The sequence below is a fragment of the Arenimonas sp. genome (assembly GCF_035312645.1).
Classification (GTDB): Bacteria; Pseudomonadota; Gammaproteobacteria; order Xanthomonadales; family Xanthomonadaceae; genus Arenimonas.
In genome coordinates this window covers 1-20,266 of the sequence record NZ_DATGBO010000010.1, presented here as the reverse complement: position 1 = coordinate 20,266, position 20,266 = coordinate 1, and the positions used below count along the sequence as shown (strand labels likewise).

Genomic DNA, 20,266 nt, shown 5'->3' with positions numbered 1-20,266 from the left:
CGCATAAAAAAACCCCGGCACGAGGCCGGGGTTGGTGAAGCGAGGCACTGGCTCTGGAAGCCGGGCTGTACTCGTACAACCCGACTCCAGATTGCGCCTTAGTTGATGGTGCCCTTCAGGCTGACGCCCGAGTATGCAGCGTAGGCGCGGACATTCACGTAGTACGTGCCAGCAGCCGGCGCGTTGAACGTGCAGGTCTCGGCGTTGCCCGTGGTGTACGGACGGCAGCCGTAGCTCGAGGTCGTCGGAGCGCTGCCAGCCTTGACGTAGAGGTCAGCATCGCCGGTACCGCCGGAGATGGTGAACACCACGCTGGTCTTGCCAGCCGGAACAACCAGGGTGTAGTTCGAAGAGACGCCGCCCGTGGCAACCGACGGCAATGCAACTGCCGTGCCGCTGCAAAGGACCGTGCCGCTGCAACCGCCACCGCCGGTCACCGTCACCGAAGCCGACTTGCTACCGGTCAGGCCACCGCTGTCGGTCACCGTCTCGGTCACCGTGTAGGTGCCGGCGACGCCGTAGGTGTGGCTCGGGCTGGTCGTGGTCGAGGTGGTGCCGTCGCCGAAGTTCCAGGAATGGCCCGTGATGGTCGCGTTGCCCTGCGGGTCGGTCGAGGAGTCGGTGAAGGTAGCGGTCAGGCCGCTGACGGACGAGGTGAAGTTCGCCGTCGGAGCGGTGTTGGTGCCGCCAGCGGTGTAGTTCGCCGTCAGACTGACGCCGGTGAAGGCAGAGTAAGCCTTCATGCGGACGTAGTACGTGCCTGCGACCGGAGCAGCAACGGTGCAGCTCTCGGTGTTGCCGGAAACATACGGACGGCAGTCATAGACGGTGTCGGTCGGCGCAGAGCCGGCCTTCGTGTACATGTCCATGTCACCCGTGCCACCCGACGTGTTGAAGGTCAGGTTGGTCGAACCCGCCGGAACCGCCAGCGTGTAGACGACCGCGTTGCCAGCCGTTGCAACATGGATGCCGGTAACCGCGACGCCCTTGGTGAGCGGGCCGCCGACGCTGTCGCCGCCACCACCACCACCGGCGCAGCTCACGCCGACCGCAGCGAAAGCCGCCGTGACGTCAGCCTTGGTGAAGCCAAGGTCGGTCGCCGCCGTTTCAACACCGCAAGCGCCGGAGTTGAAGGTCGAGCTCGGGGTCCAGTACAGCTGGTTGGCGCGGGCCATGACCTTGAACGCTTTCGGGGTATCCCAGCCAGCCGTGGTGGCCAGCTTGTAGAACGCCTTGTTGTACACGCCGGACGAGTAGTGCACGTCGAGGCTGCTGGTGTAGTTGGCAGCGTTGTCGATCGAGCCACCGTCCTGGGTCGGGTTGGCCATGTAACGCAGCGCGCCGGACGCCTTGAAGATTTCCGGGCCAACGAGGAAGTCGTTGGTGCCCTTCCAGTAATACTCGGTCGCTTCACCGCCCATGTCCGAGAAAGCCTCGTTCATGCCGCCGGACTGGCCGGAGTAGGTCAGGTTGGAGTGCTGCTCGGTGAAGCCGTGCGAGACTTCGTGACCGGCAACGTCGGCGCTGACGAGCGGGTAGAAGGTGCTGGCGCCGTCACCGAAGTTCATCGTGGTGCCGTCCCAGAACGCATTCTCGTAAGCCGAGCTGTAATGCACGCGCATCACCAGCTGGAAGGTCAGCGGGTTCACGCCGACATACGAGCGGTACATGTTGGTGATCACGCCGCCGAAGAAGTGGGCGTCGTTGATCGGCGAGTACGCGCCGTTGATGGCCTTGTAGGTGTTGCGCGAGCAGGCGAACTGGAACGCGGTGCTGCCAGTGGTGCCGCCGTTGAGGTTGACCGACTTCACGTCGGCGTTCTGCATGGCGCAGTTGGCGTCGACATCGAGGAAGCCGTACTTGCCGCCCGAACCCCACTCGTACTGGCCGGTCTTGGTGTTGCCGCCGGGGCCAGTGGCGTTGTTGGTGGTGAGACCTTCCCAACGCTTCAGGACCTGGCCGCTCTGCGCGTCGACGATGACGAACGGACGGCTCGGCGCGCCGCCGCGGGCGGCGTCGGAGAAGTAGGAAACGACGTAGCTCATGCGAGCCTTGTTGTCGTCGCCGATGTAGATCATCTGACGGCTTTCTTCGCGATCGAGCTTCTTCGCGGCGAAAGCGGCGCCGAGCGTTGCACGCTTGGCGATATCGAGCGCCTGCGCGGCCGACTTGGCCGGGGCCACGCCCTGGGCGAGATCAGCACCCAGACCGTCGACCTTGCGGCCGAACAGGCTGCGCACGGAACCGTCCTTGTTTTCGCTGACAACAACCTGCTCGCCCCAGACCGGCACGCCGCGGAAGCTCTGCTGATAACGGTAGTGACGAACGCCGTCTTTCTGCGAGGCGGATTCGATCAGCTGCAGGGTGGATTCGGAATCCATGGCCAACATCGCTGCGTGGCGATCCTGTGCCTTCAGCGCGATACCGCTGCTGAGGTTGGCGGCAACTTTGTACGTGGCATTGAGCTGGGCAACGTTCTGGGTGTGCAGGTCAACGCGGGTCGCCGCAGAGGCGGACGCAGCGGCCAAGGCCAGAACCAGAGGCGAAAGTGCTACAAGGCGAACAGACGGTTTGCTTGAATGGCTCACGATGATGTTTCCCCGGATCAAGTTAAGTTAGGTGTCCGCGGGCGCGGACCTGGGTGCATCCTTGCTTCCGGGTTACCCACGCACGCTGTCCCCTACGAGATCGATTGATCTCCAACTTCACCGCGGGGGACACATGTGACGCCCGGACAATGTGATGGCGCTCACGCTGCCACCTCATGAACCCGACCGTAACGTGACTGACATCACGGGTCACGCTGCAACGCAACAGGGTGTAGGGCTAGGCCAAGTGCCGAAAGTACTGGCTGGCGAAGAAGGCGGAAACCGGCCCAATCACTGGCGTTTCCGCAGGCCCGAACATTTGCGCAAGTATTTGAAATATATATCGTTGCGGCAACGGGGACGAACACGTTGGCGCCCTTCGCGAGCGCCGTCAAGCCGCGGCGGCCCCGCCCGCGAAAGGGGCGCTGCACGCATGATCGCCAATCCGGGGCCCTTTCCCGAACAGCCTGTCCCCAGTGCACGATCAACGGAAAGGCGGGAGCCCAGGCTCCGGATTTCCTGCCGACGAATATGGAACGAGGCGGCCGCTGCGGAGCGCAGGCGAGACGCGGGCAAAACCAGACATCCGCGCGCTGCGGATGACTTCAAAGCATGCCGGTTTCGAGGCGCGCGACGTCCGACATCATCGTCTGGTTCCAGGGCGGATCGAACACGAGATCCACATCGGCTTCCGTCACCGTCGGCACACGCTCGACCTTCGTGCGCACATCTTCCACGAGGATATCGCCCATGCCGCAGGCAGGAGCAGTCAGGGTCATGCGGATGTTGACCTTGCGCTGGCCGTCGACATCGCGCTCGAGCACCACGTCGTAAACCAGACCGAGCTCGACGATGTTGACCGGAATCTCGGGATCGAAGCAGGTGCGCAGCTGTTTCCAGACCAGGGCTTCGACTGCTTCATCATCGGATTCGTCGAGCAGCTTGAGCGGCGCCGGGGGTTCCTTGCCGAGCGCATCGGCGTCCTCGCCGGCGATGCGGAACAGGTTTCCTTCGACGAAAACCGTGAACGACCCGCCCAGCGCCTGCGTGATGTAGCCAACGCTGCCTGCCGGCAAACTGACCTTTTCGCCCTGCGGCACCAGGACCGCGGCGCAGTCGCGTTCGAATTTCACCGGCTCGCTGGTGCGGGAGTAGGACACGGGCTTCCTATCGGAATATGGCAAACGCGGCTATTTTAGCCTTTGACTGAGCGAGGACGCCGATTTGCCGAAAAACACTTTGTCGCGCTGGCTTTTGCCGACGCTGGCCCTGATCAGTGTCTGGCTGGCGATGACGGTGGTCTGGGTTGCCGTGGCGCTCTACAGCGGCCAGGCAAGCGGCTGGATGGCCCTGGTGGTCGCGGCGGACTCGGCGCTGATGCTGCGCATCACCGCTGCACCACGGGGTTTTGTCGGCATTTTTCTGGCGATCGCCACGACCATCGCCGGCATCGTGTCGAGCTACTGGATGCTTACCGCCACCTATCTCGGCGCGTCCTTCGGCATCGGCCCGTTCGATTCCGCGCAGCGACTGGGTCCGGTACTGGCCTGGGATTTGTCGCGGATGATGATGGAACGCGGGGATCTAATAGCGCTGGGCGCAGCGCCGGTGCTGGCGGGGCTGGCGACGTATCTCGTGACGAGGCGCAGTTAGGCGCCGCCAGATCCCGCGATATCGCTACCGACCGTCACTTCGTCGTTGTCGTCGGCTTTGCGCTGCCGTCCTGCGAGTCGATGAAATCGAGTTCCCGGCGCGCGAGATCGCTGGCAGGATCGAGCTTCAACGATTGCTCGTAGGCATCGCGCGCGCCCTTCCAGTCCTTGAGTTCCACCATCGCGTAACCCATCCCGCGCAATACCAACGCCTTTGCGTAGGCAGCCGCTGGATGCGCTTCTGTCATCGCAAGCGCCTCGCGATACGAGGCAAGCGCTCCGTCCGAATCACGATGCGTGTTGAGAATATAACCGCGCTCCGCCAAAGGCTCAGGCCAATAAGGAGCAAGCTCATGGGCAGTCTGCAGATGCGCCAGCGCCTTATCGAACTCGCCCGCCTCGACATCAATGAAAGCTGCCGCCTTGTAGGCCTTGGCACATCCCATATCGAGCCAGAACACTTTCACGCCAGCGCCTGAAACGTAGGAATCGTATTCCTCCCTGCTGGAGAAACTAAGAGCCTGCCTTCCTGACTTGCCTCGCGCCTTGTCGCAACCGGTAAGCGCTGGCGCCAGGATCGCGCGGGCCGCTCCGATATCGTGGCTCTGATTCACTTCCTGGAAGGCTGCAGCGGCGACGGCGCGATATTCGTAGCCCTGCTCGCCTTTCGCCGGATCGGATTCAAGAACCGTCACCACCGTTTCCACGCCATTCGCCGTCTTGTCATTGTCGGCCGCGAACGCCGATGACACGGCGACCAGGCACAGCATCGATGCCGCTGCCAGCCTGCGGGTCGACGAACGCAACATCAATGCCCACCATCCAGCGCCTTGAGTTCGGAGATCAACTGCCCAACCGCCGCCGCGCCGTCGCCGTAGAGCATGCGGGTGTTGTCGGCGTAGAAAAGCGCGTTCTCGATGCCGGCGAAACCCGTGCCCTTGCCGCGCTTGATCACGATGGTGTTTTTCGACAACGAGACATCGAGGATGGGCATGCCGTAGATCGGCGATGCCGGATCGGTCTTGGCGACGGGGTTGACCACGTCGTTGGCACCGATCACCAATGAGACATCGGTATTCGGAAATTCCGGATTGATGTCGTCCATGTCGGCGATCAGGTCGTAGGGCACGCCGGCTTCGGCGAGCAGCACGTTCATGTGGCCGGGCATGCGGCCGGCGACCGGGTGGATCGCGAATTTCACCTTCACGCCGCGCTTGATCAACTGCTGGGTGAGTTCCCAGACCTTGTGCTGTGCCTGCGCAACCGCCAGGCCGTAGCCGGGCACGATCACCACACGCTCGGCGTACGCCATCATCGCGGCGACATCGCCGGCTTCGATGGGTTTTTGCGCGCCGGTGATTTCCATCGCTTCGCCGGTCTGCCCGAAACTCCCGAACAGCACGCTGGTGATCGAGCGATTCATCGCCTTCGCCATCAACTGCGTGAGCATCGTGCCGGCGGCGCCGACCACCATGCCGGCGATGATCAGCGCTTCAATGCCGAGCACGTAACCTTCGAATGCCACGGCCAAGCCGGTGAGCGCGTTGTACAGCGAAATCACCACCGGCATGTCGGCGCCGCCGATCGGCAGCGTCATCAGCACGCCAACCGCGAGTGCGCAAACGAAGAAGCCGATGATCAGCGGTTGCTGCAACGTGATAATCGAAGCAATGCCCAGCGCGATCGCGGCGAGGAATACCAGACCGTTGAACCATTGCTGGCCCGGGAAGGTGAAGCGCTTGTCCATGCGCCCGTCGAGCTTGGCCCAGGCGATGATCGAACCGGTCAGCGAGATCGAGCCAATCAACGCACCGACTACGCCAAGCACGAGAGCGGTCTGGGAAGGCGCCTGGCCGCGCGCCGAGAAACGCAGCAGTTCCACCGCACCGATCGCCGCCGCCGAACCGCCGCCCATGCCGTTGTAGAGCGCCACCATCTGCGGCATGTCGGTCATCGCGACTTTTTTGCCGGAAATCCACGCGGCGGAAACACTGATCGCCAGCGCCAGCAGGATCAGCCCGATGTTGTGCATGCCGATGCCGTTCTCGTCCTGATAGAAGAACGTCGCGACCGTCGCCAGCACCATGCCGGCGCCCGCCCACTGGATGCCGCTACGCGCCGTCAATGGCGACGCCATGCGCTTGATGCCGAGGATGAACAACAGCGCCGCGGCGAAATAGCTGGCCTTGACCAGCAGCGGAAGCCAGGCGATCACGCGGCTCCTCCTTTCTTCGCGCTGGGCTTGAACATTTCCAGCATGCGTTCGGTCACCACGTAGCCGCCGGCGGCATTGCCCGCGCCGAGCAGCACCGCAACGAAGCCGATCACCTTCTCGACCGTGCCGTCGGCGTGGCCGAGCACGACCATGGCACCGACCAGCACGATGCCGTGCACGAAATTGGAGCCCGACATCAGCGGCGTATGCAGGATGACCGGTACGCGGCCGATGATCTCGTAGCCGGTGAAGGCCGCCAGCACGAACACATAAAGGTACAGAAACCCATCCATCGGCCCGACACTCCCCGGCAAAGGCAGGGATCATCATAACCGCAGCCTCAACTTATCTGGCCAGCGGTCAACGCATCCGCCGCGCCGGCGTTCTTGGCATTGCCCCCAACCCAAGGAGACGGCACGATGAAACCCATGTTCCTGCTTGCCCTGCCCCTGTTGCTCAGCGCCTCGCTGGCCCATGCCACCGATCGCGGCGACCGCATCGACCATCGCTGGGATGCCCGCGGCGATCGCATCGACAAACGCCTCGACCACCGCGGCGAAAGGATCGAGCAACGCGACGACCGTCGCGCCGCGCGCCTCGAAGCCAACGGTCACGACCGTGCCGCCGAACGCCTCGAGCATCGTGGCGAACGCGCCGAACAACGCCTGGACAAGCGTGGTGACCGCATCGACAACCGTTTCGACCGGATCGGCGACCGCCGTGAGGCCCGCTACGATCGACGCCATCCGTAACATGCGCAACGGGTCTGTGGACCTGCCCGAGCCGGTCGCGGATGCCGCGGCCGGCAAGGGCGTCGCCGCGACCCTGGACGAGTTCCTCGCCGACGTTGAGCGCCGCGCGTTCCGTCTGGCCGAGCTCGCGCTGGGCCACCGCGAAGATGCGATGGATGCGGTGCAGGAAGCGATGATCAAGCTGGTGAAATACCGGAATCGCCCGGCGACGGAGTGGCCGCCGCTGTTCTGGTCGATCCTGCGTCGGCAGCTGACCGATCGCCATCGTCGCAACGCGGTCAAGCGTCGCGTGATGACTTTTCTCGGCAGGCACGAGGACGAGCGCGAGGATCCACTGGAAATGCTGCCCGATCCGTTCGAGGATCCCGCGCGCCGCCACTGCGACTCCGCTGCCTGGCAGGCCTTGGGCAAAGCCTTGCGCGCCCTGCCCGGACGACAACGGGAATGTTTCCTGCTGCGCGAGCTGCAGGGTTTGAATGTCGCCGAAACCGCCGCCGCGATGGGATGCTCGGACGGTTCGGTGAAGACCCATCTTTCGCGGGCGATGAGCGCCCTGCGGGATCACCTGGAGGATTGGCGATGAGTGGCCATGACCCGAACGACAACGATCTGAATCAGCCGCGAGCCGATGCTGCGCGCGCACTGTTCGACCGCGCCAGCGCGCGACTCGACACCGCCACCGCCAATCGTCTGCGTCTCGCGCGCCGCGAGGCTTTGTCCGCGCCTCGGCACAGGCCAATGTTTCTGCCGGTCGGCGCTGCGGCCGCCGCTGTTCTCGCGATCGGCCTGGTCTGGTGGCTGCCGAAGCCGGCCGTCGACGTCGCTCCGACAACGGCCGAAACCAGCACTGACCCCGCACTGCTCGGAGAAGACGATACCGAGCTGTATGCCTGGCTCGGCGATGCGCCGGTTGCGCCCGACAAGGGCAAGAGCGAAACAAACAGCAAGGACGGTGCGCTGTGAACACCCATCGTGCGGGATTGATCCTGTTGTTGCTGGCCGCCTGCGGCAGTGTCCAGGCGCAGCGCCAGGTTCCGCGCCCCGCCAACGCCGTGCGCGAATCGCGGCTCGCCGAAAACGCGCGCGTGGAAAATGTGCGCGCGCCTGCCTGGAAAGAATTGAACCCGCAGCAGCAGACCGACCTCGGCTCTTTCGCCGCGCGCTGGGATCGCATGCCGGAGGCCCGTCGCGCGCAAATCCTGCAACGCTACGAGCGCTGGAAAGCCCTGCCGCCGGAAAAACGCGCGGCGCTGCGCCAGGGCGCGCAGAATTTCCAGCAGATGTCGCCCGACCAGCGGCAGAAACTGCGAAGCAGCCTGCAGGCCATGCGCACCATGCCGCCAGAACAGCAACGCGAACTGCGCCAGCAATGGCAGGCATTGACGCCGGAACAGCGTCGCGAATGGCTGGATGCGGGCGGCCCCGGTGTGGCGCCGGCGCCGAAGCCTTGAGCCTGTGGGAACGTCCCCGCTGCACGTAGGAGCGGCTGCAGTCGCGACCGCTCCAAGCAGCGCGACAGATTAAAAAACGCCAGCTTCGGCCAAGACGACCCTGCCGTCCGCATCGTCGGGTCGCAGGTTCGCGGCTGCAGCCGCTTCTACGACAATCAGCAACGAGGCAATCAGGCCTTCTTCTCGCCCGCATGCGTCAGACAGGTCTTGGCGATCAACTCGTCATCCCAATCCAGCGTCAGCGCGCCTTCCTTATCCAGCATCAGCGCGAGGAAGTTGAAGACATTGCGTGCATACATCTCGCTGGCGTGCAGAGCGCCCATGCTGGCGAGGTTGAGCGGGCCGGCAACGGTGACGCCGTTGACGTCGATGGTCTCGCCGGGTTTGGTGAGTTCGCAATTGCCGCCGGTTTCCGCGGCGAGATCGACGATCACGCTGCCAGCCTTCATGCCCGACGCCATCGCCGCGCTGATGATCTTCGGCGCCGGACGCCCCGGAACCGCCGCGGTGGTGACGATGACGTCGATGTTTTTCAGATGTTCGCCGAGGCGCTTCTGCTGCTCGGCGCGTTCGTCGGCAGTGAGCTCGCGGGCATAACCGCCCTCGCCTTTCGCCGACACGCCGAGGTCGAGGAATTTTCCGCCCAGCGATTCGATCTGCTCGCGCGTTTCCGGGCGGACGTCGAAACCTTCGACCTGTGCACCAAGCCGACGCGCGGTCGCGATCGCCTGCAAGCCGGCGACGCCAGCGCCGACGATCAGCACCTTCGACGGGCGAATCGTGCCCGCCGCAGTGGTCAACATCGGGAAGAAACGTGGCGCCAGTTGCGCGGCGATCAGCACGGCCTTGTAGCCCGCCATGCCAGCCTGCGAACTGAGCACATCCATGGCTTGGGCACGCGTGGTACGCGGCAGGCGCTCGAGCGGAAAAGCGGTGATCTTGCCGGCCGCCAGGACATCGGCGCGGGCCGGATCGGCATGCGGCGCGAGCAAACCCAGCAGCAAGGCGCCGGACTTCATCGTCGTAAGCTCGGCATTCGCGGGCGGCTGCACGCAGACCAGCACATCGGCACCGGCAATGATCTGCGCGCGGTCGGCGGAAAATTCCGCGCCGGCGTAGTTGTCATCGGGAAAACTCGCCGGTACGCCGGCACCATTTTCGATCAACACGCGCGCCTTGAGCGCGAGCAGCTTCTTGCAGGTTTCCGGACTCAGCGCCGCACGGCGCTCGCCGGGGGCGGTCTCACGAACAAAAGCGATGGTGACCGGCATCCGCGCATCCTCGGCAACGACATGAGGCCGATGCTACCGGATGCGGGACGATTCTCCGAGTCCCAGCGACGCCTCAGCCGGCGTCGCTCTGCAAGCGACCCATGACGCGATGCATGGCCTGGTCGAAGACCTGGTCCTGCTCGCGCACTGCCAGCCTGCCGATCTTCTTCATCGCCGCGAGTTCTTCCACCGATGCGACCAGCACGCGCACGCCACGGCGATTGACGAACATCAGGCGCGAGGAAATCGGGCTGACCCAGGACAGCTTGGCCGGATGCAGCTTTTCGTCTTCGCCAGCGAGGTCGATCCAGGAACCGATCTTCAGCGCGCGCAGCAGACCCAGATCCTCGGCGTTGTAGTCGAGGCGATCCTTGTCCGAGGCGACCGTGAGGAAGGGCGCGGTATGCGCCTGCGCTGGACCATCGGCAACTGCCGCAGGAGCAGCCACGGATTCAACAGCAACGACGACCGGCTTGGCGACGACCGGCGCGATCTTCTGCGCCATCTCGATGCTGGCGGCCAACACGCGGGTAGCTTCGTGCGCCGATTCGCCGGCAATGCCGGAACTGGCAAGAACATTTTCCAGCGGCTCGCGGATTGCGATCATCGTCGGCGCGACGGCCGGCGGCGCGCCCTTGCCTTCGTGCGGCAACAGGCCGATCAGGCTGTCGGCGACACCCAGTGCCGCGTGCCAGGAAACGCTCTCCGGGCCTTCGCGCAAAGCGATCATCGACAGATGGTGCGACCAGACGCGGCCGAGGAAATCGTTGAGCGCGTCCGGTACCACGAGAGTTCCCACACGCGAGGCGAGCTCGGAGGCCGCCAGCGTGCGCGCCTGCTCGAGGCGCTCCTGGCCGCGCTGGGCCTCAGTGGCGCGACGCTCGGCGAGCTCGATGCGGCGGCGATGCTGTTCGAGGAAGGAGCGCAGCTCCTGCTCCAGCGTTTCGAAGATCGCGATGTCTTCATTGAATTCGGCGAGCAGGCGATCGACGGTGTGTTCGGCTTTCTGCAGCAGCTCTCGCTCCTGCGGGCCTTCGCCCTTGTTGCCCTCGACCGCTTCGGCGACCGAGTTCAACAGACGGCGGGCCGGGTGGGTCTTGTACTGGAACAGACGGCGATCCATGACCGCAGCCTTGACGTAAGGCACTACCAGACGGGAAACCAACGTGCGCGCCTGCGCTTCGAAGTCGCGCTCGTCGAACAGCACGTCGAACAACATACCGACCAGGTCGACCGCGTCTTCGTCGTCGCGACCGATCTTCACGTCTTCCTTGGGCAAGCCGATGCGTCCGGCGCTGTTGAGCATGTCCTGCTTGAGCAGCATGGCGAGCGAGGCTTCGGGATTATTCATCGCGCTGGTCACCGATTCCGGCACCTGCGACTGCATCATCGACAGCAGCGAGACCATTTCATCCATCACCATCGGGCGACGGTTGGCATCGCCGGTCATGTCGGAGTGACCACCGCCACCACCACCGAAGCCCGTGCCATGCTGACCACCACCATGTTGCGGACGCCAGCTGTGCAGCATGTTGCACAACGCGTCGAACAGCGCTTTGTCTTCGCCTGGGCCCTGCGCCATCGATTCCGGGAACGCCGGACTAACGCCATCAACAGGAACCGGCGGCTTCGGTGCCGGCGGACGCACGACGGGCTTGGGCGCACCCAGCTCGGGCATGATCCCGGCATCAACCAGCATCTGATTGACTTCGTCGAGCATCGTACCGAGGTGTTCGATCAGCTCGCGCTCGTAATTCTTGAACAGCAGCACGCGCACATTCGGCGCGAGCAATATCTGTCCGTGCAGGGCGACGCGCATCGCGTTGGCGATGGACGCAGCGGACAGCGGATTCTGGCCCGGCGGCAGCGTAGGTTCGCCGACCATGCGGGCGAAGCGGCGCTCGATCATCTCGAGGCCAGGGGTATAAGTGCGGAAGACCGCTTCGGCGATCAGTTCGGAGGCGACCAGGTCCTCCATCTCCTCGATTTCAACCAGGCTCAGGTCGCTGGGCAGGCTGTCGTCCTGCTGGATTTTCTGTTGCAGCGTGTCGAAGGCTTTCTCGAAATGACGCAGGAACGTCTGTTCGATCGGATTGACCAGCGCCCGCAGCGCGCGCAGGCCTTCGAGATTGCGCGAACCAAACGAGGTTTCGTCCTTCTGCGACAGCTCGTACAGGGCGTCATCAGTGCGGCTGAGAACACGACGCAATTGGTCGTTCAAGCGCGTTGCGCAAGTCTTGCGCAATTTCGGCAGCAGCTCGGACCGTATCCGGCTGTCCGACATCACCTGAGGAAGGAATTCGTTGTGGTTCATGAAGCTCTCTAAATGGGGGGAATAGAGTTTGTGCGATGGGGAGATTAGGCCATCCGGCGCAAGCAAACCGTGAGTCAGCTTGCAGTTCCGTGCTTGGGGAGGGCCCGGAAGGCGGCGGTGTTAAAGTTCTATCATGGATCTCCTGACCGCCCTAGATGCCCGTCGCTCCGTTCCCTCGCGCCTGCTGGCCGCACCGGGACCGAATCCGGAACAATTGCTGCAACTGCTCAGCGCCGCCGTGCGTGTTCCCGATCACGGCAAGCTCGCGCCCTGGCGCTTTCTCACGATCACTGGCCAGACCCGCCTGGAACTCGGCAATCTGCTCGCCGCGCGCGCACTCGACCGTGATCCGCAGGCGGCGTCGGCGGTGATCGAAAAGGACCGTCTGCGCTTTTCCTTCGCACCGCTGATCGTGACGGTGATCGCAAAACTGACCCCGGGGCACAAGGTGCCGGAGCAGGAACAACTGCTCAGCGGCGGCGCCGTCTGTTTCGCGCTGTTGCAGGCCGCGCAAGGCCTGGGCTTCGCTGCGCAATGGCTGACCGGCTGGGCCGCCTACGATCCGGTAATCACCGCGCGCCTCGGCCTCGCCGACAACGAGCGCGTTCTCGGCTTCATCCATATCGGCACCGCCAGCGACACCGCGCCCGAACGCGAACGCCCCGATCCGCGCACCCTGACCAGCGAACTGCGCCTGTGAGCGGCGGGCCGGTCTATCTGGTCGATTCCAGCATGTACGTATTCCGTGCCTGGCATTCGATGCCGCCGGAATTCGACGATGCCGATGGGCATCCGGTCAACGCCGTGCACGGCTTCACCCGCTTCGTTCTGGAATTGCTCGAGCGCCACAAGCCGGTGCGTATCGCCTTCGCCTTCGACGAATCGCTGGATGCGAATTTCCGCAATGAGCTTTACCCGGCCTACAAGGCCAATCGCGATCCCGCGCCGGAAGAATTGAAACGCCAGTTCGCCTACTGCCAGCAAGTCTGTCGTGCACTCGGACTGCGCGTGTTGTCGGACGGTCGTTACGAAGCCGATGACCTGATCGGCACCGCGCTCGGCCATGTTCGCCGGCAAGGCCACACCGGCATGATCCTGTCGGCCGACAAGGATCTCGCGCAGTTGCTCGACAGCGACGACTGGCAATGGGATTACGCCCGCAACGAAAAATGGAATGGCGATGGCGTGAAAGCGCGCTACGGCATCCACGCGCACCAGGTCGCCGACTATCTCGGTCTCACTGGCGATGCCATCGACAACATTCCCGGCGTGCCCGGTATCGGCGCGAAAACCGCAGCGACGCTGCTTGGTCATTTCGGCTCGCTGGATGCGTTGCTCGAACGCCTCGCGGAAGTGCCGTTCCTGCGCCTGCGCGGCAGCGCCCAGCATGCCGCACGCCTGCAGGAACACCGCGCCATCGCCCTGTTGTCACGACAACTCGCGACCATCGCCCGCGACGCGCCGCTGCCAGCGGATTTCGGCGTCGCCGCACGCGGCCCGATCGACACCGCCGCCCTCGATGCGCTTTGCGAGCAACTGCGCTTCGGACCGATGACGCGCCGCCGCCTGCAGGAATTGTCTTTGTAGGAGCGATGGCAATCGCGACAGATCGGAGCGCGGCGAATCCAGTCGCGATTGCCATCGCTCCTACGCAAAAAGAAACCATCACCGGATCAGCATCGCGCCATGACCAACGACATCACCACACTGTACGAAGGCAAATGGCTGCGCCTGCAGGCACGCGGGCATTGGGAATACGCCGAGCGCACCAACGCGGGTGGCATGGCGGTGATCATCATCGCCGCGACGCCCGACGACAAACTCGTGCTGGTCGAGCAATTCCGCATCCCCGTCGACGGCAAGACCATCGAGATGCCGGCCGGCATCGTCGGCGACGTGCACGCCGGCGAATCGCTGGAACTCGCCGCCGAACGCGAACTACTGGAAGAAACCGGCTGGCAGGCGGCGAAGATCGAAGTGCTTATGATCGGCCCGACCAGTTCCGGCATGAGCAACGAACGCATCGCCTTCGTCCGCGCCACCGGCCTCACCCGCGTGCACGCCGGTGGTGGCGACGAAACCGAAAACATCATCGTCCACGAAATCCCCATCGCCGACGCACCGAAGTGGTTCGCGCAGAAGATGGCGGAAGGCTTCGCGATGGATCCGAAGCTGTGGGCGGGGCTGTGGCTGCTGGATCGGAATCCGGATGGCACGCCTGCGTAGCGTGTTCTCCACGCTCGACGATCAAGAAAACGCCGCAACGTAGCGTGCGCTCCGCGCACGCCCCATAACAAAATCATTCGCGATCATTCGCGATCATTCGCATCGTGCGCGGAGCGCACGCTAGCCGTCGCCCTCACCGAAACGAATCCGTCGCCTCGACCAGCGCCGAGGCGTTCTCGGTCTCGAACGCGGAATGACCTGACGTCGGGGAGATCACCAGTTTCGCTTCCGGCCAGGCCTTGTGCAGATCCCAGGCGTTTTGCGCCGGGCAGACAACGTCGTAGCGGCCGTGCACGATCACGCCGGGGATGCCGTGCAATTTGTGCGCGTCGCGCAGCAGCTGGTCGTCGACTTCGAAGAACCCCTTGTTGACGAAATAATGGTTTTCGATGCGCGCGAAACTCAGCGCGAAATGCGCGTCCTCGTGGCTCCTGATGAAGGCTTCGTCCTGCAGCAGCAGGCTGGTCGAGGCTTCCCAGGTCGACCAGGCGCGGGCGGCGTCGAGGCGCGTGGCTTCGTCAGACGAGATGAGGCGGCGGTGATACGCGGAAATGAGATCGCCGCGCTCGGCCGGCGGAATCGGCGCGAGATATTTTTCCCATGCTTCCGGAAACAGGCGGTGACAACCGCCCTGGTAAAACCATTCCAGCTCCCAGCGGCGCAGCATGAAGATGCCGCGCATTACGAGTTCGGTCACGCGCCCCGGATGGGTTTCGGCATAGGCGAGCGCGAGCGTCGATCCCCAGCTGCCGCCGAACACCTGCCAACGTTCGATCGAAAGATGCTTGCGCAGTTTTTCGATATCGGCGACCAGATCCCAGGTGCCGTTGTCGGTGAGGTCGGCGTGCGGCGTCGAGCGCCCCGAGCCGCGCTGGTCGAACAGGATGATGCGGTAGCGTTCGGGATCGTGGAATCGGCGCATTTTCGCGCCGCAGCCGGCGCCCGGACCGCCGTGCAACATCACTACGGGTTTGCCGTTGGGATTGCCGCATTGTTCGTAATAAAGCGTGTGCCGCGCGTCCACGGACAGCATGCCGCTGTCGAAGGCTTCGATCTCGGGATACAGGACGCGCATCGTCTGGGCTCCATGCCACGGGCAATGCGACGGATTCTAGCGCGCGCGGGTGCTTGCACTGTCATGCGCTTGCGCTATGCTCGGGCCCTGATGTCTTTGCCCACGCCACGTCTGGCTCTGGTGGGCGCCGGGATACAACGCCCCCCGGCCGGGCAACTGCCCCCGCACGAAACCCTGTTCCCGCGCGTGCTCTCCCTCGATGCGCACGGCCGCATCCTCGACTGGATGCATTGGCAGGATGCGGTCTGTCTGTATGTGCGCGGCGCCGTCGCCTGGACTTTGGGCGAGCCGTGCATGACGGTGCACGGCGGCACCAGCCGGCTCAGCGGCGAACAAAGCATCGTCGAGCTACATCCGATCGTCGCGGCACGCAGCCACGCACACCCGAAATCGCTGGACCCGTCGCCGTCGCTGACCAACACCGCCTTGTTCGCGCGCGATGGCTCGCTATGCATGTATTGCGGTCACGAATACAGCCGGCATTCGCTGACGCGCGATCACGTAATGCCGATCTCTCGCGGCGGCCGCGATGTCTGGGAAAACGTCGTCTGCGCCTGCTTCCATTGCAACTCGCGCAAGGGCGGGCGCACGCCGCAACAGGCCGGCATGCCGTTGCTGGCGGTGCCGTACCGGCCGAGCTGGGTCGAGCATCTGATCCTGTCGAACCGCAACATCCTCGCCGACCAGATGGCCTTCCTGAAGCACCACCTGCCCAAGCGCCCGCGCCCGCTGATCTGAGCCTTGCTCGTTTCGTAGGAGCCAGCTTGCTGGCGACATGAGAGGGTTCGATCCTCGCAAGCGGGTGAGCATGGGGTAGCTGCTGCCGAGGCAAGCATGGGCGCCGGTCACAGAACGCGCAGGCCGGCACTGCGCCGCGTTGACGCGGCCCGCCACGGCCAGCAAACTCGGCGGCTACACGGGCCTGAGCCTGTGCCTGCAGGGGATTTTCCAGAATGAGTCGCCATACGCTGTGCTTTAGCGGTTTCTCGCGTGACGATGCCGCCGCCATCCAGACCCAGTTCGCCCAGATCAGCGGCCGCCTGGGCAGCGAATGGGCCATCGAGCAGGAAAACGAAGCCCAGGTGCTGGTCATCGACATGGACTCCATGTACGGCCACATGACCTGGCTCAAGGCCCAGAGCGGCGGAAAGATCACCGTCGGACTGACCTCGGGCAGCCGCTCGGAGACCGACCATCTGCTCACCCGCCCGGTCAGCAATGACGCCCTCACCGCGGTGCTGGAAAAAATCGCCTCGGGTATCCCGAACGCCGCCGTGCCCAATGACGCCCTCGCCGCCCGCATCACCGGCCAGCAGGCGGCCATGCCGCCGATCAGCCCGCGCAGCACGGGCCAGCAGGCGGCGATGCCGGCTGTCGATGCCCGCAGCACCGGCCAGCAGGCCGCGATGCCGCCGGCCAATCCGCGCAGCACGGGCCAGATGCCGGCCTTCAATGCCGATGCGATGCGCAGCACCGGGCAAATGCCGGCGATGCCGGCGCGCGACCCGGCCCTCACCGATTTCCTGCGTGCCGGCGCCTTCACCGGCCCGGTCAAGCTGCAATTGCCGGGTGCGCCGCTGCTGGTGCTCGATCCGGCGACGCAGACCTATCTGGGCGGCAGCGCGCTCAAGGTGTTCCAGCCTTATGGCGAGGCCGTGGTGCGCGAAAGCGACTTCACGCCGGTCGATCCGGCGGAAATGAAACTGCTTACCGCGCAACTCGGCGGCAATCAGCCTTATTCGCGTCTCGCCTGGCTGTGCGCGCTGGCCGCGGGCAAGGGCGTGATCGCTCCGGGCAACGACCCCAACTCCCAGTTCAAGCTGGTCAAGTGGCCGCAGACCGAACGCGAATATCCCAAGCATTTCCGCATCGCGACCGTGATGATGAAAGGCCCGGCGCGACTGACCGAGATCGCCGAGCAATCCGGCGTCACTCTCGGCGAAGTCACCGATTTCGTGAACGCCAATCTCGCCTCGGGCTACGCCGCGGTCGGTTGAACCTGCTTGCGCGATGAATGCGCCGCGACAGCGCGCGGCGCGCGCGGCTTGCCCTGTCGGGCGGGGTGCCGGAAACTAGCCGTCTGATTTCTCCTTCGCTGTGAATTGATGGACGCCCAGCGCTACCCGCGCCTTTCCCGCATCGCCCTGCCCGCCGATCTCCGCCAGTTCCCAGAAGCCGAACTGCCTGCCATCGCCGACGAACTCCGCGCCTACCTGATCGAAACCGTCAGCCAGGTCGGAGGCCATTTCGGCGCCGGGCTGGGCGTGATCGAACTCACCGTCGCCCTGCACTACCTCTACGAAACCCCGCTCGATCGCCTGGTCTGGGACGTCGGCCACCAGTGTTATCCGCACAAGATCCTCACCGGCCGCCGCGACACCATCCACACGGTCAAGAAAAAAGACGGCGTCGCGCCGTTCCCGAAACGTGACGAAAGCGATTACGACACCTTCGGCGTCGGCCACTCGTCCACCTCGATTTCCGCCGCGCTGGGCATGGCGATCGCGCTGCAACGCCGCGGCGACGAGCGCAAGGTGATCGCCGTGATTGGCGACGGCGCGATGACGGCCGGCATGGCCTACGAAGCGCTCAACCACGCCGGCGGCATGGACCCGGAGCCGAACCTGCTGGTGATCCTCAACGACAACCGCATGTCGATTTCCGAAAACGTCGGCGGCCTGACCAAGATGCTCGGCCGGCTGATGAGCAGCCGCACGATGAACGCGGTGCGCGAAGGCGGCAAGAAGCTGCTCGGCGACAAGAAGAACAATCCGACCGCGCGCTTCGTGCGTCGCTGGGAAGAACACTGGAAGGGCATGCTGGTGCCGTCCACGTTGTTCGAGGAAATGGGCTTCCACTACAGCGGCCCGATCGACGGCCACAATCTTCCGGCGTTGGTCGGCGCACTCAAGACGCTGAAGGGAATGAAAGGCCCGCAGCTGTTGCATGTGATCACCACCAAGGGCAAAGGCTTCGATCTCGCCGAAGGTGACCAGATCGAATACCACGCGGTCTCGCCCTTCGATCCGAACATCGGCATCGTGAAAAAGCCCGGCCCGGCGAAACCGACCTATACGCAGGTGTTCGGCGACTGGCTCTGCGACATGGCCGCAACGGACAAGACGCTGATGGGCATCACCCCGGCGATGCGCGAAGGCTCGGGCCTGGTGCGTTTCTCGAAGGAATTTCCGGCGCAGTATTTCGACACCGCGATCGCCGAACAGCATGCAGTCACGCTCGCGGCCGGCATGGCCTGCGAAGGCGCGAAACCCGTGGTCGCGATCTACTCGAGTTTCCTGCAGCGCGGCTACGATCAATTGATCCACGACGTCGCGCTGCAGAATCTCGACGTACTGTTCGCCGTCGATCGCGGCGGCGTGGTCGGTCCGGACGGCGCTACGCATGCCGGCGCCTTCGACCTGAGTTTCCTGCGCTGCATTCCCAACATGGTGGTGATGGCGCCCGCCGACGAGAACGAATGCCGGCAGATGCTGAGCACCGGTTTCGCATTCGCTGGTCCGGCAGCGGTGCGCTATCCGCGCGGCAGCGGTCCGGGCGTGGCGGTGCAGACGAGCCTCGACACCTTGCCCATCGGCAAGGCCGAACTGCGTCGCAGCGGCAGCCGCGTCGCCCTGCTCGCGTTCGGCGCGCTGGTGCCGGCGGCGGAAAAAGTCGCGACCGAGGCCGGCTTCACCTGCGTCAACATGCGCTTCATCAAGCCATTGGATCGCGCACTGATCCTGGAGCTTGCGAAGACGCACGACGCCTTCGTCACGCTCGAGGACAATGTCGTGATGGGCGGCGCCGGCAGCGGCGTCGCCGAATTGCTCGCCGAAGAAAACATCGTGCTGCCGATCCTGCATCTCGGCCTGCCCGATGCCTACCAGGAACACGCCAGCCGCGAAGATCTTCTCGCCGAAGCCGGTCTCGATGCCGATGGCATTCGCCGTGCCGTGCTCGCGCGCTGGCCGGCAGCGAGCGAAGCGTTGCCGCGCAGCGCCGCGCTCTGATGTAGTCGCCCTTTATTCGGGCGCTTCCACCTGATAACCCCTGGCCTGCAACTGGGCCAGGTAACCGTCGGACTTGAGCAACTCGGCAATCGGCAGCGTCGCGAAGCTGATCGTGTTTTTGTCGATCGCGGCTTGCGCCGCACCCAGCCACACGGCTTTCATGCGCGCATCGATATCGGTGATGCCGCGTTTTTTCGCGAAACCCGCCTGCATGAACGCCGCCTCGCAGGAAACCTGCTGATCGTCGTAGGGCAGCTGCCGCAGCATGTCGACGTCGCCGACCGACCAGGCGTTGGCGCGTTCGACCATCGCCGGCAAATCATTCTCGACGCGATCGAGCGTCTTGCGGAAGCACTCGACGTCATTGATGCCTTCGGCGCCGAATTCCTTGATCGCCGCTTTCGGATCGGTGATCGCGATCTTGATCCCGGTTGGCGTCGGCGTGAGTTTGCGACGCTTGACCACGGCATCGATTACCGAGGAAATCATCGCCGACCGGCTCAGCCCCGATTTCGCCAACGCATCCGAATACAGCTCGCCCGCCGCGAGAATCGGTCGCTTGTGCTCGATGCCGCGATCGCTGCCGATATATTTCTTCTTCAGCAGCGTCCAGCGCGCGTAGAGATCGGCCGGCAGCACCTGCTGCAGTTCCTGGCCGTCGGCATTCTTGGAAGCCTTCATCGCCGAAGGCAACAGCATCAGCGCGCCGAAA

Annotated in this window: 20 protein-coding genes; 11 read left to right on the top strand and 9 right to left on the bottom strand. The window is 64.3% G+C overall.

All coding sequences use genetic code 11. From position 1 onward, the window contains the following. Window positions 1-98 precede the first annotated feature (98 nt). Together VKM35_RS00840 and sufT are read right to left on the bottom strand one after the other, a co-directional pair. Window positions 99-2,528, bottom strand: a complete 2,430-nt coding sequence (locus VKM35_RS00840) for a pre-peptidase C-terminal domain-containing protein (RefSeq protein WP_324317364.1) — start codon at window positions 2,526-2,528, stop codon at window positions 99-101. A 665-nt stretch (window positions 2,529-3,193) separates the two neighbouring features. Further along, window positions 3,194-3,748: a putative Fe-S cluster assembly protein SufT gene (sufT, locus tag VKM35_RS00835; protein ID WP_324317362.1), complete on the bottom strand. Its 555-nt coding sequence runs from the start codon at window positions 3,746-3,748 to the stop codon at window positions 3,194-3,196. Window positions 3,749-3,812: 64 nt separating this feature from the next. Between sufT and VKM35_RS00830 the strand changes: the two genes are divergently transcribed. Next, the gene (locus VKM35_RS00830; protein WP_324317360.1) at window positions 3,813-4,241 is read left to right on the top strand and encodes a hypothetical protein; all 429 of its coding nucleotides are present in this window, start codon (window positions 3,813-3,815) and stop codon (window positions 4,239-4,241) included. A gap of 34 nt (window positions 4,242-4,275) precedes the next feature. On the opposite strand, the gene VKM35_RS00825 is transcribed toward VKM35_RS00830, so the two are convergent. The 3 genes from VKM35_RS00825 to VKM35_RS00815 are packed head-to-tail and all read right to left on the bottom strand — an operon-like array spanning window position 4,276 to window position 6,748. Beyond that, window positions 4,276-5,010, bottom strand: coding sequence for a tetratricopeptide repeat protein (locus VKM35_RS00825; protein WP_324317358.1), 735 nt, complete (start codon window positions 5,008-5,010; stop codon window positions 4,276-4,278). Between the two features lie 38 nt (window positions 5,011-5,048). Next, complete coding sequence (locus VKM35_RS00820) at window positions 5,049-6,455, bottom strand: NAD(P)(+) transhydrogenase (Re/Si-specific) subunit beta (protein WP_324317356.1); 1,407 nt, start codon at window positions 6,453-6,455, stop codon at window positions 5,049-5,051. Further along, complete coding sequence (locus VKM35_RS00815) at window positions 6,452-6,748, bottom strand: NAD(P) transhydrogenase subunit alpha (protein WP_324317354.1); 297 nt, start codon at window positions 6,746-6,748, stop codon at window positions 6,452-6,454. Before VKM35_RS00815 ends, VKM35_RS00820 begins: the two co-directional genes overlap by 4 nt. 126 nt (window positions 6,749-6,874) lie before the next feature. On the opposite strand from VKM35_RS00815, the gene VKM35_RS00810 reads away from it, so the two are divergent. The 4 genes from VKM35_RS00810 to VKM35_RS00795 are packed head-to-tail and all read left to right on the top strand — an operon-like array spanning window position 6,875 to window position 8,658. Next, window positions 6,875-7,207 (top strand): hypothetical protein, encoded by a 333-nt coding sequence (locus VKM35_RS00810; protein WP_324317352.1) that lies wholly within the window; start codon window positions 6,875-6,877, stop codon window positions 7,205-7,207. A gap of 1 nt (window position 7,208) precedes the next feature. Beyond that, window positions 7,209-7,790 (top strand): RNA polymerase sigma factor, encoded by a 582-nt coding sequence (locus VKM35_RS00805; RefSeq protein WP_324317350.1) that lies wholly within the window; start codon window positions 7,209-7,211, stop codon window positions 7,788-7,790. Continuing rightward, window positions 7,787-8,170, top strand: coding sequence for a hypothetical protein (locus VKM35_RS00800; RefSeq protein ID WP_324317348.1), 384 nt, complete (start codon window positions 7,787-7,789; stop codon window positions 8,168-8,170). Before VKM35_RS00805 ends, VKM35_RS00800 begins: the two co-directional genes overlap by 4 nt. After that, on the top strand, window positions 8,167-8,658 hold the full coding sequence (locus VKM35_RS00795; protein ID WP_324317346.1) for a DUF3106 domain-containing protein: 492 nt from the start codon (window positions 8,167-8,169) through the stop codon (window positions 8,656-8,658). Before VKM35_RS00800 ends, VKM35_RS00795 begins: the two co-directional genes overlap by 4 nt. 170 nt (window positions 8,659-8,828) lie before the next feature. Here VKM35_RS00795 and VKM35_RS00790 read toward each other — a convergent pair whose 3' ends face one another. Together VKM35_RS00790 and VKM35_RS00785 are read right to left on the bottom strand one after the other, a co-directional pair. Continuing rightward, on the bottom strand, window positions 8,829-9,929 hold the full coding sequence (locus tag VKM35_RS00790) for an NAD(P) transhydrogenase subunit alpha (RefSeq protein ID WP_324317344.1): 1,101 nt from the start codon (window positions 9,927-9,929) through the stop codon (window positions 8,829-8,831). A 73-nt stretch (window positions 9,930-10,002) separates the two neighbouring features. After that, window positions 10,003-12,243: a DUF1631 family protein gene (locus VKM35_RS00785; protein ID WP_324317343.1), complete on the bottom strand. Its 2,241-nt coding sequence runs from the start codon at window positions 12,241-12,243 to the stop codon at window positions 10,003-10,005. 133 nt (window positions 12,244-12,376) lie between these two features. Here VKM35_RS00785 and VKM35_RS00780 point away from each other — a divergent pair, with 133 nt between their 5' ends. The 3 genes from VKM35_RS00780 to VKM35_RS00770 all read left to right on the top strand — a co-directional run bounded on the left by VKM35_RS00780 (window position 12,377) and on the right by VKM35_RS00770 (window position 14,469). Then, a complete protein-coding gene (locus VKM35_RS00780) occupies window positions 12,377-12,943 on the top strand; it encodes a nitroreductase (protein ID WP_324317340.1) in 567 nt (188 codons plus the stop codon). After that, complete coding sequence (locus VKM35_RS00775) at window positions 12,940-13,830, top strand: 5'-3' exonuclease (RefSeq protein WP_324317338.1); 891 nt, start codon at window positions 12,940-12,942, stop codon at window positions 13,828-13,830. The genes VKM35_RS00780 and VKM35_RS00775 overlap by 4 nt, the downstream gene beginning before the upstream one ends. Before the next feature lie 99 nt (window positions 13,831-13,929). After that, window positions 13,930-14,469, top strand: a complete 540-nt coding sequence (locus tag VKM35_RS00770) for an NUDIX hydrolase (RefSeq protein WP_324317336.1) — start codon at window positions 13,930-13,932, stop codon at window positions 14,467-14,469. A gap of 133 nt (window positions 14,470-14,602) precedes the next feature. Here VKM35_RS00770 and pip read toward each other — a convergent pair whose 3' ends face one another. Next, a complete protein-coding gene (pip, locus tag VKM35_RS00765) occupies window positions 14,603-15,544 on the bottom strand; it encodes a prolyl aminopeptidase (protein ID WP_324317334.1) in 942 nt (313 codons plus the stop codon). A gap of 225 nt (window positions 15,545-15,769) precedes the next feature. On the opposite strand from pip, the gene VKM35_RS00760 reads away from it, so the two are divergent. The 3 genes from VKM35_RS00760 to dxs all read left to right on the top strand — a co-directional run bounded on the left by VKM35_RS00760 (window position 15,770) and on the right by dxs (window position 19,554). Continuing rightward, window positions 15,770-16,282 (top strand): HNH endonuclease, encoded by a 513-nt coding sequence (locus tag VKM35_RS00760; protein ID WP_414636524.1) that lies wholly within the window; start codon window positions 15,770-15,772, stop codon window positions 16,280-16,282. A gap of 215 nt (window positions 16,283-16,497) precedes the next feature. Next, window positions 16,498-17,541, top strand: coding sequence for a hypothetical protein (locus VKM35_RS00755; protein ID WP_324317331.1), 1,044 nt, complete (start codon window positions 16,498-16,500; stop codon window positions 17,539-17,541). Window positions 17,542-17,646: 105 nt separating this feature from the next. Further along, entirely contained in the window at window positions 17,647-19,554 is a 1,908-nt protein-coding gene (gene dxs / locus VKM35_RS00750; protein ID WP_324317329.1) for a 1-deoxy-D-xylulose-5-phosphate synthase, read from the top strand. Window positions 19,555-19,566: 12 nt separating this feature from the next. On the opposite strand, the gene VKM35_RS00745 is transcribed toward dxs, so the two are convergent. Next, window positions 19,567-20,266: TraB/GumN family protein (locus tag VKM35_RS00745; RefSeq protein ID WP_324317327.1), on the bottom strand; the 700-nt coding region annotated here is incomplete at its 5' end.